This window comes from Shewanella sp. 10N.286.54.B9, from assembly GCF_041468565.1.
In the GTDB taxonomy this organism is placed as follows: domain Bacteria; phylum Pseudomonadota; class Gammaproteobacteria; order Enterobacterales; family Shewanellaceae; genus Shewanella.
Genome location: NZ_JBFRIY010000036.1, coordinates 22,316 through 36,280, shown reverse-complemented (window position 1 = coordinate 36,280; position 13,965 = coordinate 22,316). Strand labels below are relative to the sequence as shown.

Genomic DNA, 13,965 nt, shown 5'->3' with positions numbered 1-13,965 from the left:
GCAGTTAAAAGTCGACACAGATCACACTAAACGACCGCCAAACAGCCAACAATTAGAACAAAACACCAGCAAGGCCATACTTCCGTTAACATGCGCTACACTTTCCTTACTTCCCCTCTTTAGGATAAATGATGACTCGTTATACACTTGCAGCCTCTTGTATCGCCCTTGCATTAGCAGCTAATGCTAACGCTAGCCCTGTTGAAGAGGAGCTAAAAGCCCTCAAAGCACGTATTGAGCAACTAGAAGCTCAACAACAAAAGGCTGCCGAAAAGCCTCAACAAATCGAGCAAGTAGAAGTCGTCGAAGAAGTGGTCATCGTCAATGAGGTAGCGAAGAAAAAAGAAAACAACCTCAAGTTTGGCGGCGCCGTTCGTGTCAACTACTCCTATGAAGACTTTAACGATGACAATGCAGATCGCGGTGGCGACTTTGATTTCGATCTATTCCGCATTGATGTTTCCGGTAATTATGAAGACCTAATTTACTCTGCGCAGTACCGTTGGTTCGAGTACATGAATGTGATTCAGCATGCGTGGATCGGTTATAACTTTACTGAAGAGCAGCAAGGTAAAATTGGTGTCACTCAAGTTCCTTTCGGTATTCTAACTTACGCATCAAATAACTACTTCTTCAGCTCTAACTTCTACCTAGGCTTAGAAGATGACTACGATATGGGCCTAAATTACAAATACACAGGCGCCAATAACCGCTTTGATTTAGCCTTCTACAAGAATGATGAGCAGGGTGGCCTAGACGGCTATGTCTCAGACCGTACCGACCGCTATGCCTACGACGTAGTCGGTATTCGCCTTGATGGTGAAGATGCCTACGCGGCACCCAGTGACGGTTACGCAGCTGGAGAACTAAACACCTTCAACGCACGTTATGCCCATAACTTTACCTTCAATGAAGTTGCTCTTGAATTAGGTGCATCAGTACAAGCTGGGCAACTGGAAATTGAAAATGGTACCGATGGTGACAACGTTGCAGCCGCAATCCATGGCGTAGTTAACTACGATCGCTGGAATGTGAAGCTACAGCTGACTGATTATAAGTATGATGTTGATGGCATGGATGTGGATCGTATAGTGGTAGCGGCTTATCACTTCTATGATTCTATTCCAGCAGAAGCGACCACTTACATCGCTAACGTCGCCTACAGCCTACCGGTTAATATCGGCCCGATATCAAACCTGACCTTCTATAACGACTACTCATTGGTTACTGATAAGTCTGCGGATTTAGATGATACCTTTATGAATGTCACAGGTATGGCAGTGACCGCTGGCGGACTCTACACTTACTTTGATTTTGTCGTTGCTGAGAACCAACCCTTTATTGGCGGCACTATGGTTGGCGACGGTGACACCAACAAACGTTTCAATATTAACTTCGGTTACTATTTCTAAACTCATTACCGCGATGACTCAATAGCCACAGCCCATATCGCTAACAACAGAAAGCCCGCTTATCTTTCGATAAGCGGGCTTTCTTAATAGGTGAGTTGGCCGATAAGCCGGGTCCTGTCGTGGACAGTTATTCATCTAGGCCTGCAATTGCTCACAGGCTCAAGCGACCTACCCGGTCCCAACGCGAGCAGCGCCATACGGGACCCTATTTGGTCTTGCTTCGGGTAGAGTTTACCTTGCAACGGACTATTACTAGCCGCCCGGTGCGCTCTTACCGCACCCTTTCACCCTTACCAACCGAAGTTGGCGGTCTCCTCTCTGCTGCACTTGTCGTCGGTTCACACCGCCCAGGCGTTACCTGGTACCCTGCTCTTTGAAGCCCGGACTTTCCTCCCCGCTCTATTGAGCGCGGCAACTGTCTAGCCAACTCGGCGCGGATTATAGCCTAAGCGAAAGCAACAAACCAAGGACTTTCAACTTCAATGCTAACGAATAAGACGATATTAGAGGCCGATCGCTAATCCATGCTTATAAAGCGCGTTCTTTTTAATGCCGTAGATCTGCCCCGCAATCGCAGAGGCTTTCTTAAGCGGTAACTCTTCACACAGCAGTTTTAAGGTGTCGATCACCACCGTTGAAAACTCAGATTCTTCATCACTGCGATGGCCGTGACACATCAGCACGATTTCACCACGTTGCTGGTTTGGATCATCTTTAACTGTTTGCAGTACCTCTGCCACCGGACCTGATAGAAAGGTCTCGAAGGTTTTAGTCACTTCACGTGCCATCACAATTTCACGATCTTCACCAAGCGCGGCGGCAATGGACTCTAAGCTATGTACGATGCGATGAGGTGATTCGTAAAAAATTAAAGTGCGCGGGTCTTCTTTAAGTGCTGCAAGCTTGTCTAATCGACCTTTCTCTTTGGAAGGCAAAAAACCTTCAAATGAGAAGCGGTCTGACGGCAAACCTGAAGCGCTCAACGCAGTAATAGCTGCGCAAGGGCCGGGTAAAGGAACAACATCAAACCCCGCTTCACGTACCTGCTTTACCAAATGGTAACCAGGATCAGAAATTAGTGGTGTGCCGGCATCGGAGATTAGCGCAACCGCTTCACCATTACCCAACTTCTGAATAATCCACTGCGCTCTATCACGCTCATTATGATCATGAAGTGCAGTTTTACGCGTTTCAATGCCAAAGTGGCTCAACAACTTACCACTGTGACGCGTGTCTTCACAGGCGATGAGTGATACTTGGTTAAGCACCTCAATTGCACGGCTACTAATATCTCCTAAATTCCCTATTGGTGTGGGAACAATATAAAGCGCGACCGACAGGTCCATATCTACCTCTGTATTGACTAATGGCAAGAGTTTTTAACAAGACTTTCGCCAAGCGTAAGAGCAGGTTAAACTAATGACAGCATCTTACCAGAGTGAAGACCTGTGTTAAAAAGACTGAATTCAACTAAATTTATCTTAATCGCGATTTTATCTGCCGTTTTGTTCGGTTGTGGTACGCCAACAGCGCCAGTAAAGACTGAAAAAACAGAGGTTTCGTTGTCATCGGTGACAATGGCTTCATCGCAGTACTTGGCATTGGCTGCCAACGAAAAAAACCGTGAAACTCGTGATAAGTATGTTTTACTCGCTGCGCACGCCCTGCTTAATGAGGGCAATACCAACGCTGCAGATAAAACTTTGAAGTCAATTGCACAAGATATCACTCAAAAACCTGAGCTATTAGCAGAGCACAAATATCTATCTGCGCGAGTTTTAGAAGTTATTTCAACTTACAACCATGCCTTAGAAGTCCTCGATTATCCAAGTAACTGGCAACTACCAAACTGGCAACTACCAAACTGGCAATGGGTCAGCTATTACCAATTTAAGGCGCGCTTATATCAACAGATCAATCAACCGATAGAACAAGTTAGACAGCTAAGCTTACTCAGTCAGTACCTACCAGCCGCTCAAGCCTATGAGGTCAATGATGAAATCTGGCGCTCACTGCAGCCGATTAATGAACAAACGCTACTGAGCTTTCGCGATGACCGTAGTAATCCAATTTTTGCAGGTTGGGTACAGTTAGCTTATATCACCAAGCACTATGCGATTAACCCCAATGACTTGGTGCGTCAATTGGGCAGCTGGCAGCAACTAAATCCAAGCCATCCAGCAGCCGCTAAACTGCCAACAGATCTTGAAAAAGCGCTTAACACTAAGCCTTATCAGCCTAAAAATATCGCAGTACTGTTACCTCTAACAGGCTCTAGAGCAGTCGTAGCAAATGTGGTAAAACAAGGCATTATTGCCAATTACATGGCGACGGCAGATGATAGCGTTTCAGTTAAGTTTTTTGATACCGCTGCTGGTGCACAAGATGCCTACCAGCAAGCCGTTACCGCTGGTGCCGAGTTTATTATTGGGCCGCTACTGCAATCTGAAGTCGAGCAGTTGCAAGATATGGCCGTAACGCCAGCAACCACTGAGTCAACCCAATTAAGTTCAACCGCAAATAGGGGAGTAACGCCTGCTGCGGTTCCTAGCACCCAGATTGCGAAAAGCATTCCGCAACTTTACTTAAATCATATCGATAATTTTACGCCACAAGATGATAAATTCTTCTTCGCGCTATCACCCACGGATGAAGCCATAGACGCCGCTCAGAGACTTTATAATGATGGTATTGAGCAGCCTCTACTGCTAGTCAGCAATGATGCTGTCGGCCATCGTATGGCGGAAAGCTTTAGCGAGGCTTGGCAACTACTCACTCAAAAGCCTGCTGAAATCCATTACTATGATGCTGGTGACAAAATGAAAGTCACAGTACAAAAAGCACTAGGTGTTATTGATAGTAAGGAGCGCATTGCACGAATAAAAGCGATTCTAACACCTAAAATTGAGGCTGATTTTCGTTCTCGCCGTGACATTGATGCCATTTACATGATCTCAGCCAGTCGCGATTTGCTGTTATTAAAGCCATTTATCGACGTTAATTTCAGTGTATTTGCCGAACCAGTACCGCTCTACACCACCAGCCGTAGCCGAGTTGAAAGCAACAGCCGTGAAACTGCCAGTGAGTTGAATAACCTCACAATTAGTGATATCCCATGGTTAATTACGCCTAATACTGAAACACGTATGGTGAATGAGTTATGGCCTAAGTGGAGTAACAGTCGCAAACGCTTATACATTATGGGCTATGACGCATTAGATTTAGTCGGTAAACTTGCGCAAATGCGAGCGTTACCGGGTTACCAGTTTTCTGGCCGAAGTGGTGTATTGTCAGTACAACCAGATGGCACAATTAACCGCCAACTGAGCTGGGGACGTTATCAGAGGGGTAACCTTCGCCCGCTATAATAGACGTTTTAGTGTTATGTAAATTTGGCTTGAGCCTTAACTATTAAAAGGCTTTTTGCGTTATATTCAAATGCCGCCACAAGGATGAAGCGAATTTGAAAGGAAAAACAGCGGTTAAGGGACAAGCAGCTGAACTCGCCGCGCGACAGTATTTGGAACAACATGGACTGAAGTTTGTCGAACAAAACGTACGCTATCGTTTTGGCGAAATTGACTTAGTCATGCGCGATGGCAGAGATTGGGTATTTATAGAGGTAAAATATCGTACTCATACTCAATTTGGCGGTGCGTTGAATGCATTAAGTTCGGCGCAGACTAACCGCATTAGAAAGGCAGCTAGTCATTACATACAATTAAACAGCATCGATGCTATTTGTCGATTTGATGTTATCGCAGCCGATCCCAGTGGCATAAATTGGATCCGCAGCGCGTTTTGACCCAAATTCATTTTACATTGTGCGTAGATAGAAACACGCAGGACTATAAAAAGGTAATCCCATGTTAGAGCGTATAAAAGACAGCTTTACAGAATCTATCCAAACTAAGATTGATGCTTCAGAAGCACTACCAGAGTCAATTGCTAAAGCAGCAGAAATGATGGTGCAATGCCTATTAGGTGGCAATAAGATTTTAGCTTGTGGTAATGGTGGTAGTGCAGGTGATGCACAACATTTCTCTGCTGAGTTGTTAAATCGCTATGAAATAGAGCGTCCACCTTTACCTGCTATCGCATTGAGCTGTGACACCTCTACCATCACCGCTATTGCTAACGATTATAGTTACGATGAGATCTACTCAAAACAGATTATGGCATTAGGTCAACCTGGTGATATTTTACTCGCTATCTCAACCAGTGGTAACTCTGGTAACGTCATCAAGGCTATGGAAGCTGCACTGAGCCGCGATATGACGATCGTATCATTAACCGGTAAAGACGGCGGCGCAATGGCCGGCTTACTGAGCGTTAATGACGTTGAAATCCGTGTACCTTCTAATGTGACGGCTCGTATTCAAGAAGTACACTTATTAGCGATTCACTGCCTATGTGACAACATCGATCGCACCCTGTTCCCTCAGGACGAACAAGCATGAGAAAACTGCTTTCATTAGTTGCGATGTTGTTGATGCTTCAGGGCTGCGCAGGAGCCGTAATGGTCGGCGCAGTCGGAGGTGCGATGATGGTCAACGATGAACGCAGTTTTCAGACACAACTTGATGATACCAATGCTGATTTTAATATCTCCAGCGCACTTTCGTCACATGATGACTTGAAAAACCAAGCGAATGTGACGGGTGTGGTAATGAACTCGAATGTATTGATGATAGGCCAAGCCCCTAACTCAATGTTAAGAGACAAAGCCGTACGTACGGTGCAACAGCTTAAAATTGGTGGCAAGATCCACAATCAGATTAGGATCGGTAACCCGACCTCTTTCACCACTCGCAGTAATGACACTTGGATAACCACCAAGGTCAAAAGCCGCATGTTGAGTGAAGATGGACTAGACGTCACCAACATTAAAGTGGTGACCGAAAATGGTGAAGTATTCCTAATCGGTTTAGTTGCACGGCAACAAGCGGATCTAGCGGTTGACGTTGCCCGCAATACCGCAGGAGTACGTAAGGTGATTAAGGTATTTGAGTACACAGACTCCTAACCTAAACCACCTTACTCCACTACCTATTCACTAAATCATCGTGCATTTTGCTCGATGATTTTTTTTGGGTTGCTGGCCATCTTATAACTTAACCACGGCAAGATAAGTGACGGCAGCACAATAAACGCCGCACCAATCCAGCTTAATGCATCTAACCACTCCTCAAACAACAACCAACCGAAGAAGACACAAAATAACAGGCCACTGTACTCAGCAATGGCAACTTGGCTAGCCTGTGCACGGCGATAGGCCAATACACAAAACCAGTGATATGCCAGTAAAAAACTATTACTCAGTGCGGCAATCGCCACCAGTTGCCAACTCAGCCCCTCTAACCCTTGCACTGCAACCATAACGGCCACCAGCGGAATACTGAGAGCGTTATAAAGCATAAGTGTCACTGCCGGACTCTCAGTTCCTGGCAACTTACGCAATGCCAGTTGGTTAATGGCAAAAGTCAAAGCCGCTATCAGCACAGCGATACCAAACCAGTTTATCTCGCTCGGCCTTAACAAAATTAAGATCCCAATAAAACCGAGAATAGTGGCTAACCATTGTGATGGAGTAACTTTTTCCTTAAGCAGTACACAGCCAAGCAAAACAATGATTAGTGGCGCCGAGAAGAACAGCGAACTCACGGTTGCCATCGGTAGCGCCATCAAGCCCATAATCAAGCACACAGCTCCTAAAGCCCCGGTGTTAGCCCTAAATAAGTGCAGCTTAAGGTGGTTAGACGTTGGGCATCGAACGGCAAACCATAACGGTAGTAGCATCAAAACAGACAATACCTGACGGATGAGCAGGAACGTTGCAGCATTACTGCCCTCAGGCATCCATTTAATTGATACGTCATACAGCGCACTAAATAGGTTGCCAAATATCAACAACCCAATGCCAATCATTACGTTTGACTTCATCACTAGCTTCTAACCACTTAACTCAATATACGCGGATGATATAGCGCGCAAATCTTGACTAGAAATGATGTTTTTTACCCATGCATGAATTAAATTAATACCATGAGCAAGATCACTCATTAAATTCATGTGAAAGTGGATAAACTTGTATTAATAAGGGCAATTATGAGAAAACTTCCGCCATTGCGTGCGCTTCAGGTCTTTGAAGCTGCAGCAAGACAGAGTCACTTTTCCAAAGCTGCTGACGAACTATGTATTACTCAAAGCGCGGTTTCTCATCAAGTCAGACAGCTAGAAGAACACTTTGGTGAACGTTTATTTAAACGTGAAGGACGGCAGTTGCGACTCACCAACAAAGGCCAGCATCTTTATGAGTCACTGGAGCGGATTTTTAATGAGCTTAGCGATTTAAGCATGCAAATTAGCGGCGATAGTAACGACCAACTGCGGCTCGCGGTCTACAGCTCCTTTGCCATAAAATGGCTCATTCCTCGACTGAGCGACTTTAGAAGGCTGCATCCAGAAATAAAGATCCGCCTTGATATGATCACTGATGACCCAGAGCTTAGTGACGGCGTGGCAGACATGTTCATCACTGGCCAAAGTGGTCAGCCTGGTTATTATCATCAGTCGTTACATAAAGAGCGCTTGGTGCCGGTTATCAGTCCGAGTTTATTATCCTCCGATGACCCAATACATGAGCTCGATTCACAGCCACTGCTCACCGTTGATGAAGGGCCACTAGGACTCGACTGGGATCGCTGGTTTGTCGCCAACGATAAGCGATTACCGCCAGAACAACAGCAGCATATCTTCAGTCATGTATTATTAGCAATTGAAGCGGCGATTGCGGGCCAAGGGATAGCACTAGCATCTGACTTTATGGTGCAAACGGATATAGAGAAAGGTGTATTAGTGGAGCTAGCATTGCCGGATATTTTAACCGGGTTTGAATTCTACTTCAGTTGTAAGCAGCGGCGTTTGAAAGAGCCAGCTATCAAAGCCTTCGTAGGCTGGCTCAGTCATCAATCATAAGCCAATAAAAAAGCCAGCAGTGATGCTGGCTTGAGTTATTAAGGCTTTTATCAAGCTACACGATAAGACCAATCTTTTCGTACACTTGCTTAATAGTGACTTCAGCTCGAGCTTGGGCTTTCTCGGCCCCGTCTTGCATCACTTGATTCAAGAATGTTTGATCAGCGCGGTACTCTTTAAAGCGTTGCTGAATTGGCTCAAGCATGTTCACTACCGCTTCACCGGTAGCCACTTTTAAGTGACCATACATCTTGCCTTCAAACTCAGCTTCTAGTGCTGCAATAGATTGACCAGTACAGCCTGACATTAGACTCAGAAGATTCGATACACCTGGCTTTTCTGCGGCATCGAAACGCACCATTGGTGGCTCTTGGCCATCTGTCATCGCCTTTTTGATCTTCTTCATGATCGCTTTTGGATCTTCTAGCAGCTCGATAACATTATTGCGGTTATCGTCAGACTTAGACATCTTCTTTAGCGGATCTTGCAACGACATCACCTTAGCACCATGCTCAGGGATAAACGGCTCTGGTACCACAAAGGTTTCACCATAAGCGTTATTAAAGCGAGTCGCGATATCACGAGTCAGCTCCAAGTGTTGCTTTTGATCTTGACCTACTGGGATCTCGTTTGCTTGATAGAGTAAAATATCAGCAGCCATTAGCACTGGGTAACCAAACAAGCCAACGTTAATGTTGTTGGCATGCTTTTGTGATTTATCTTTAAACTGCGTCATGCGGTTTAGCTCACCCATCTGGGTGTAACAGTTCAACGCCCAACCTAACTGTGTATGCTGCGGCACTTGAGACTGAATAAATACCGTGCTCTTTTTAGGGTCGACACCACAGGCTAAATATAGCGCTAGAGTATCAAGACAAGCTTCACGTAATTTAACCGGATCTTGTCTCACGGTGATTGCATGCAGGTCAACGACGCAATAAAGGCAATCATGACTATCTTGCATAGCAACCCATTGACGTAACGCGCCCATATAGTTACCGATGGTAAGTGCACCTGATGGCTGAGCACCACTTAGGACTACAGGTTTCGTTAGAGGGGTCGTCATTTTATTTATTGCTCCATTGCTTGTCGCGCTTACTTGAGTAACGCGGAAATTTCACTAAATTGTTCACATACGGCGCTCGGACCGCTTAGGCCAATATCTTCACCGTAGTTGTAGCCATAGGTCAAGCCTATTGAGGCGATAGCTGCAGCTTTTGCCGCTAATATGTCATTTTTTGAGTCACCAACCATTAATAGCTGCTCAGGCTCAAGCTGCCACTGCTGCATAATATGCGTCAACGGCAGCGGATCCGGCTTCATTTTAGCTAATGAATCACCGCCTAGTACTATCGAAAAATAGCAGTCTAGGTTAAACGCTTTAAGCAGTGGCACCGTAAATTCGAAAGGCTTATTGGTGACGATAGCCAGTTGGTAACCCGCTGAGTGCAGCGTTTTAAGTACTTGTTCGACGTTGTCGTATAAGCGACTATGTTGCTGCAGGTTCTGCTGATAAAAATGCATAAACCTTGGCATACACGCAGCAAGTTTCGCGTCGCTAACTTCAGTATTAAGCGCAAAATTAAGCGCTCGGCGCATCAGCATTTCAGCGCCATTACCGACCCAGCTACGAACTTGCAACTCGGTGCTTAGCGGCAACTCAAGCTCTTGCAAAGTCGCATTGGTCGCAGCAGCAAGATCAGGAACGCTATCAATAAGCGTTCCGTCTAAGTCAAATGCTACCGCTTTAATTTGACTAAAGTCAGTCATTAACTATGCCTCAACGCTAGCAAGTTCAGCACGCATTTCGTCGATAACTGCTTTGTAGTCTGGCTTATTGAAAATAGCAGAGCCAGCAACAAACATATCTGCGCCTGCAGCAGCAATTTCAGCGATATTATCCACTTTAACGCCACCATCAACTTCAAGGCGGATATCAAAACCACTGTCGTCAATCAACTTACGTACCTGACGCAATTTGTCTAACGTTGACGGGATAAACGACTGCCCACCAAAACCTGGGTTTACTGACATCAACAAAATGACATCCAGCTTATCCATCACATGGTCTAAATAATGTAATGGTGTGCCAGGGTTAAACACTAGGCCAGCTTTACAACCTGACTCTTTAATGAGTTGCAAACTACGGTCTAGATGCTCGCTCGCTTCAGGATGGAAGGTGATGATTGAGGCACCAGCTTCGGCAAAATCAGGGATTAAGCGATCAACAGGTTTAACCATTAAATGCACGTCAATATCTGCCGTTACACCGTAATCACGCAATGCTTTGCACACCATAGGACCTATGGTCAAATTTGGTACATAGTGGTTATCCATTACATCAAAATGGACAACATCGGCACCCGCGTTCAATACCGCATCGACGTCTTCACCTAGACGAGCGAAATCTGCAGACAAAATAGAGGGAGCAATCAAAAATGGACGCATATTAAAACCACCAGTATGTTTAAGAAGTGCACTATTCTACCTGCTGCTGTCCACGCTCTCTATAGCTAGCAACCCATTTCGCCAAATTGGTAGGCTAAAATTTTTCATTGCAACAGTTAAAATGAATTTAAATGTAAAAAATGTTTAAAATATAACCTTGTTTGCTATAATGTTCCGACTGCATGAAAAATAGGAGGACGACATGAAAGGATTACTCGAGAAAACAGCGACTTTTAGAGCTGCTGCTACTCTTGCTGTCGTGACTGCAGCTTTAGGAACGATTAGCTTAACATCTCAACCGACTGAAACGGCCTCTAGCGCTGCTTGCGTATGTGATAATGCCACCAGCAGTTATAACCCAGGACTACCAGCGAGCCACCCGAGTAATCGATGTGCTGCTCAGTCACATGATTTGAGCTGGAAGAGTTGGTTATCAGGAAAAAGCCACACCAATCAGTTACATTTCATCGATCTTTTTGAGCTGTTATATGGCCATCAAAGTTCACCAATCAATAGCGACAACTCTCCGATGAAGGGCGAATAACAACTCTTATGCTATATCGATGGTGGCAAGTACTGTTAAGTACCCTCGCTGCCTTTATTGGTGTGCAAACAGAGCAAAATCGACTTAGAGACTTTCAAACTTCTTCTCCAGTTCCCTACATAGTGATGGGCATTTTGCTCGCTGTGGTATTTGTATTAGGACTGATTTTTATTGTTAATCAGGTACTCGCCTAAGCGTTAACTATTCGGCGAGAAGGCTCAAAGTTAATCATTTTCGCTATGATAAGAATCATCATATAGCGCCATCAATTCATCAACTTTCTTTCGGCCACTGCCGTTTTGACTAATATTGCGCTGCACCTGAATTGAACCAAATGTTGCACCATGGTACAGCTCTCTAGTCAGCGGGATATCGTGGTTACTTATCAACACTGGTATGCCACGCTCAATAGCGGTATGACGTGACTTTCTTGCAAGTAGTGCCTGGTCATCGAGTGAAAAGCCTGCGCCGACATAGGTAGTAAAGCTTGCCGTTGATGATAATGGTGCGTAAGGCGGATCGCAATAAACCACATCACCAACTTTAGTCATATCGATGGCTTGTTCGTATCCAATACAACGAAACTCAGCGCGTTGTGCTTTTTCTGAAAATGCACGGATCTCATTTTCCGGAAAGTAGGGTTTTTTATAGGAACCAAAAGGTACATTAAAGCCACCTTTACGGTTATAGCGGCATAAACCGTTAAAGCCATGACGATTCATATAGAGAAAATACACTGAGCGTTTAAATGGGTCTTTAGTCTCATTAAAACTGCTGCGGATTTTATAGTAAGCCTCTTTCTGATTCATCTCAGGGACAAACAGTGCTTTAGCGGCTTTGATGTATTTCTCTGGATCTGATTGCACGATCTTATACAGGTTAATCAGATCTTGATTAATATCGCACAATAGGTAATGGTCATAATCTGTATTAAGGAATACAGAACCGGCACCTACGAATGGCTCTACAAGTCTTTCACCTTGAGGCAGGTGCTCTTTTAGAGCTTCAATCAGTTTAAATTTTCCGCCAGCCCACTTTAAGAAGGCCCTTTGTTTTTTAATCATTTAAATTGATTGAATACTAAGAAAAAGAGAGCTGATGATTGTACTCTCTTTATTAATTAATTTCACGAGTTGGAACACTATCTTGTAACTCATATTCAGTAAGATCTTGCCACTTTCTTATCCACGGTGCTGAAATATTGCCGTTTGCCGTTAATTTCAACGATTGTTCTCTTGCTTCGCTTAGCGTAACAAACTCGCCCAACAGCACGACCCAGCGACTCCTATATCTGGCAACCTTAACCCCATCTTGTTGCGCTATTTTGTCTAACGTTCTCGCTAAAGAGTCTAAACGCTTAACACTGGCAAGCTGCAATGTGTAGCCATGAGTAGGCTTTTGCTGCACGTTAATGCTAGCAGTAATATCTTTTTGCTGGTTCGATGGCGTTGGTGCTTCAATTTCTTTGATTGAGAAAGTCTCAATAGTTTGACTTGCTGCAGGTTCAACTATCTCGGCCATAACCTCTTCCGAGTCAGCCAAAGGCTCGACGGCGAGCACATCAGAATGATGAAGTTTGTCAGCTTGCTCACTTTCTAGCTCACTGACGAAAATTTTATCACTCCCAACTTTATCTTCTATCAGACGATTTTTTTCTAGCACTATAAAATGTTCTGCTAAAAGTTGCTCACCATAGTCCGCCAAAAAGGGCGAAGTCAACACCGGGGCACCAGCAAACACCACTTCAGTTACAGGTTCACTCTCTTGCTCTGACTCTCTAAAAAACCAAACAAGGAAAAGAACAACAAATGTAATGGCTGCTACCATCAGAGGGCGCTTGAACTTGGAGGAAGGTAGCGCCTCTTCGGCATCGCCATTTAACGCAAGCTCAAGTAGCAGAACAACTTCTTTTGGGGTGCCACGTTGAAGCTCTAGCCTGTTTCTAACAATATCTCTAGGGGTAAATGGCTGTGCTTCACTGCGGTTCAATAACGTATAGTAAAGCCCTTCTCTCTCAACGCTATCGATGGGATCAATATCTAACGGCAGCAACAGTTGCCTCTGGTCCACTGGAAGTTGCTGCAAAACATCATTAAGAAACTCAACCGGGCAAGTCATCGTTATATTGACGGTTTTACCTGCAAAAGACATTTGGCTTAATACGATACATTCAGCCCAGATCTCTAGCGGTATATAATGCGCATCATCTAGAACGATACAACTAGCCGATGGTAGCGCTGCGGCAGCTCTTAGCATTGTTTCCGGCAGAGGTAGCTCATCATCAAATACTGGATCGGCTAACAACTGCACCAGTATCTTTCGACGAATTTCAGCACTATCACAATATTTAGGACAAATAACGAGGGCAGAGCTAAATTCTTCTAACTCAGTCAGTAACGCAGTAACAAGCGTGGTTTTACCCGCGCCCTCTTCCCCCGTTAACACGATGAGTTGCTGACCATATAAACTAATATGTTGTAAGCGGTTTAGAAGTGCTTCTTGGCTAGGCAGTAATGTTGAACCGGTAAACGACATTTAAGCTATTACTCCCACACTTGAATGCACAGAGCATGGCTGGTAATG

15 protein-coding genes and 1 other RNA gene are annotated in these 13,965 nt (G+C 44.8%); 8 read left to right on the top strand and 8 right to left on the bottom strand.

What is annotated here, in order from left to right; all coding sequences use genetic code 11:
* Positions 1 to 131: 131 nt before the first annotated feature.
* The gene (locus AB4135_RS12510) at positions 132 to 1,412 is read left to right on the top strand and encodes a carbohydrate porin (RefSeq protein WP_371993291.1); all 1,281 of its coding nucleotides are present in this window, start codon (positions 132 to 134) and stop codon (positions 1,410 to 1,412) included.
* A gap of 87 nt (positions 1,413 to 1,499) precedes the next feature.
* Here AB4135_RS12510 and rnpB read toward each other — a convergent pair.
* Both rnpB and rsmI read right to left on the bottom strand, forming a co-directional pair.
* An RNA gene (gene rnpB, locus AB4135_RS12505) (RNase P RNA component class A) lies at positions 1,500 to 1,843 on the bottom strand.
* A 72-nt stretch (positions 1,844 to 1,915) separates the two neighbouring features.
* On the bottom strand, positions 1,916 to 2,758 hold the full coding sequence (gene rsmI / locus AB4135_RS12500) for a 16S rRNA (cytidine(1402)-2'-O)-methyltransferase (protein WP_371993289.1): 843 nt from the start codon (positions 2,756 to 2,758) through the stop codon (positions 1,916 to 1,918).
* Positions 2,759 to 2,860: 102 nt separating this feature from the next.
* Between rsmI and AB4135_RS12495 the strand changes: the two genes are divergently transcribed.
* The 4 genes from AB4135_RS12495 (at position 2,861) to dolP (ending at position 6,438) form a co-directional block, all read left to right on the top strand.
* Positions 2,861 to 4,780, top strand: a complete 1,920-nt coding sequence (locus tag AB4135_RS12495; RefSeq protein ID WP_371993287.1) for a penicillin-binding protein activator — start codon at positions 2,861 to 2,863, stop codon at positions 4,778 to 4,780.
* A 95-nt stretch (positions 4,781 to 4,875) separates the two neighbouring features.
* Positions 4,876 to 5,217: a YraN family protein gene (locus tag AB4135_RS12490; protein ID WP_371993285.1), complete on the top strand. Its 342-nt coding sequence runs from the start codon at positions 4,876 to 4,878 to the stop codon at positions 5,215 to 5,217.
* Between the two features lie 61 nt (positions 5,218 to 5,278).
* Complete coding sequence (locus tag AB4135_RS12485) at positions 5,279 to 5,872, top strand: phosphoheptose isomerase (RefSeq protein ID WP_020912196.1); 594 nt, start codon at positions 5,279 to 5,281, stop codon at positions 5,870 to 5,872.
* Positions 5,869 to 6,438, top strand: coding sequence for a division/outer membrane stress-associated lipid-binding lipoprotein (dolP, locus tag AB4135_RS12480; protein WP_371993284.1), 570 nt, complete (start codon positions 5,869 to 5,871; stop codon positions 6,436 to 6,438). Before AB4135_RS12485 ends, dolP begins: the two co-directional genes overlap by 4 nt.
* A gap of 35 nt (positions 6,439 to 6,473) precedes the next feature.
* On the opposite strand, the gene AB4135_RS12475 is transcribed toward dolP, so the two are convergent.
* A complete protein-coding gene (locus AB4135_RS12475) occupies positions 6,474 to 7,355 on the bottom strand; it encodes a DMT family transporter (RefSeq protein WP_371993282.1) in 882 nt (293 codons plus the stop codon).
* 165 nt (positions 7,356 to 7,520) lie between these two features.
* On the opposite strand from AB4135_RS12475, the gene AB4135_RS12470 reads away from it, so the two are divergent.
* Positions 7,521 to 8,390 (top strand): LysR substrate-binding domain-containing protein, encoded by an 870-nt coding sequence (locus tag AB4135_RS12470; protein WP_371993280.1) that lies wholly within the window; start codon positions 7,521 to 7,523, stop codon positions 8,388 to 8,390.
* A 55-nt stretch (positions 8,391 to 8,445) separates the two neighbouring features.
* Here the strand turns inward: AB4135_RS12470 and trpS are convergent, their stop codons facing one another.
* From trpS to rpe, 3 genes are read right to left on the bottom strand one after another with little or no spacing between them, the layout of a single operon-like run.
* Complete coding sequence (trpS, locus tag AB4135_RS12465; RefSeq protein WP_371993278.1) at positions 8,446 to 9,456, bottom strand: tryptophan--tRNA ligase; 1,011 nt, start codon at positions 9,454 to 9,456, stop codon at positions 8,446 to 8,448.
* A gap of 29 nt (positions 9,457 to 9,485) precedes the next feature.
* Positions 9,486 to 10,160 (bottom strand): phosphoglycolate phosphatase, encoded by a 675-nt coding sequence (locus AB4135_RS12460; RefSeq protein WP_371993276.1) that lies wholly within the window; start codon positions 10,158 to 10,160, stop codon positions 9,486 to 9,488.
* 3 nt (positions 10,161 to 10,163) lie between these two features.
* Positions 10,164 to 10,838, bottom strand: coding sequence for a ribulose-phosphate 3-epimerase (gene rpe, locus AB4135_RS12455; RefSeq protein ID WP_371993274.1), 675 nt, complete (start codon positions 10,836 to 10,838; stop codon positions 10,164 to 10,166).
* 202 nt (positions 10,839 to 11,040) lie between these two features.
* Here rpe and AB4135_RS12450 point away from each other — a divergent pair, with 202 nt between their 5' ends.
* Complete coding sequence (locus AB4135_RS12450; RefSeq protein WP_371993272.1) at positions 11,041 to 11,382, top strand: hypothetical protein; 342 nt, start codon at positions 11,041 to 11,043, stop codon at positions 11,380 to 11,382.
* Positions 11,383 to 11,390: 8 nt separating this feature from the next.
* On the top strand, positions 11,391 to 11,576 hold the full coding sequence (locus AB4135_RS12445; protein WP_371993271.1) for a DUF2970 domain-containing protein: 186 nt from the start codon (positions 11,391 to 11,393) through the stop codon (positions 11,574 to 11,576).
* Positions 11,577 to 11,606: 30 nt separating this feature from the next.
* Here AB4135_RS12445 and AB4135_RS12440 read toward each other — a convergent pair whose 3' ends face one another.
* Both AB4135_RS12440 and AB4135_RS12435 read right to left on the bottom strand, forming a co-directional pair.
* Complete coding sequence (locus AB4135_RS12440) at positions 11,607 to 12,446, bottom strand: Dam family site-specific DNA-(adenine-N6)-methyltransferase (RefSeq protein WP_371993269.1); 840 nt, start codon at positions 12,444 to 12,446, stop codon at positions 11,607 to 11,609.
* Between the two features lie 52 nt (positions 12,447 to 12,498).
* Entirely contained in the window at positions 12,499 to 13,917 is a 1,419-nt protein-coding gene (locus AB4135_RS12435) for an AAA family ATPase (protein WP_371993268.1), read from the bottom strand.
* Between the last annotated feature and the right edge of the window lie 48 nt (positions 13,918 to 13,965).

Coding starts and splice junctions, on each gene's coding strand:
- AB4135_RS12510 (WP_371993291.1), top strand. CDS start 132: ATGACTCGTTATACACTTGCAGCCTCTTGTATCGCCCTTGCATTAGCA.
- AB4135_RS12475 (WP_371993282.1), bottom strand. CDS start 7,355: ATGAAGTCAAACGTAATGATTGGCATTGGGTTGTTGATATTTGGCAAC.
- AB4135_RS12440 (WP_371993269.1), bottom strand. CDS start 12,446: ATGATTAAAAAACAAAGGGCCTTCTTAAAGTGGGCTGGCGGAAAATTT.
- AB4135_RS12485 (WP_020912196.1), top strand. CDS start 5,279: ATGTTAGAGCGTATAAAAGACAGCTTTACAGAATCTATCCAAACTAAG.
- AB4135_RS12445 (WP_371993271.1), top strand. CDS start 11,391: ATGCTATATCGATGGTGGCAAGTACTGTTAAGTACCCTCGCTGCCTTT.
- rpe (WP_371993274.1), bottom strand. CDS start 10,838: ATGCGTCCATTTTTGATTGCTCCCTCTATTTTGTCTGCAGATTTCGCT.
- AB4135_RS12435 (WP_371993268.1), bottom strand. CDS start 13,917: ATGTCGTTTACCGGTTCAACATTACTGCCTAGCCAAGAAGCACTTCTA.
- AB4135_RS12470 (WP_371993280.1), top strand. CDS start 7,521: ATGAGAAAACTTCCGCCATTGCGTGCGCTTCAGGTCTTTGAAGCTGCA.
- rsmI (WP_371993289.1), bottom strand. CDS start 2,758: ATGGACCTGTCGGTCGCGCTTTATATTGTTCCCACACCAATAGGGAAT.
- AB4135_RS12450 (WP_371993272.1), top strand. CDS start 11,041: ATGAAAGGATTACTCGAGAAAACAGCGACTTTTAGAGCTGCTGCTACT.
- dolP (WP_371993284.1), top strand. CDS start 5,869: ATGAGAAAACTGCTTTCATTAGTTGCGATGTTGTTGATGCTTCAGGGC.
- trpS (WP_371993278.1), bottom strand. CDS start 9,456: ATGACGACCCCTCTAACGAAACCTGTAGTCCTAAGTGGTGCTCAGCCA.
- AB4135_RS12460 (WP_371993276.1), bottom strand. CDS start 10,160: ATGACTGACTTTAGTCAAATTAAAGCGGTAGCATTTGACTTAGACGGA.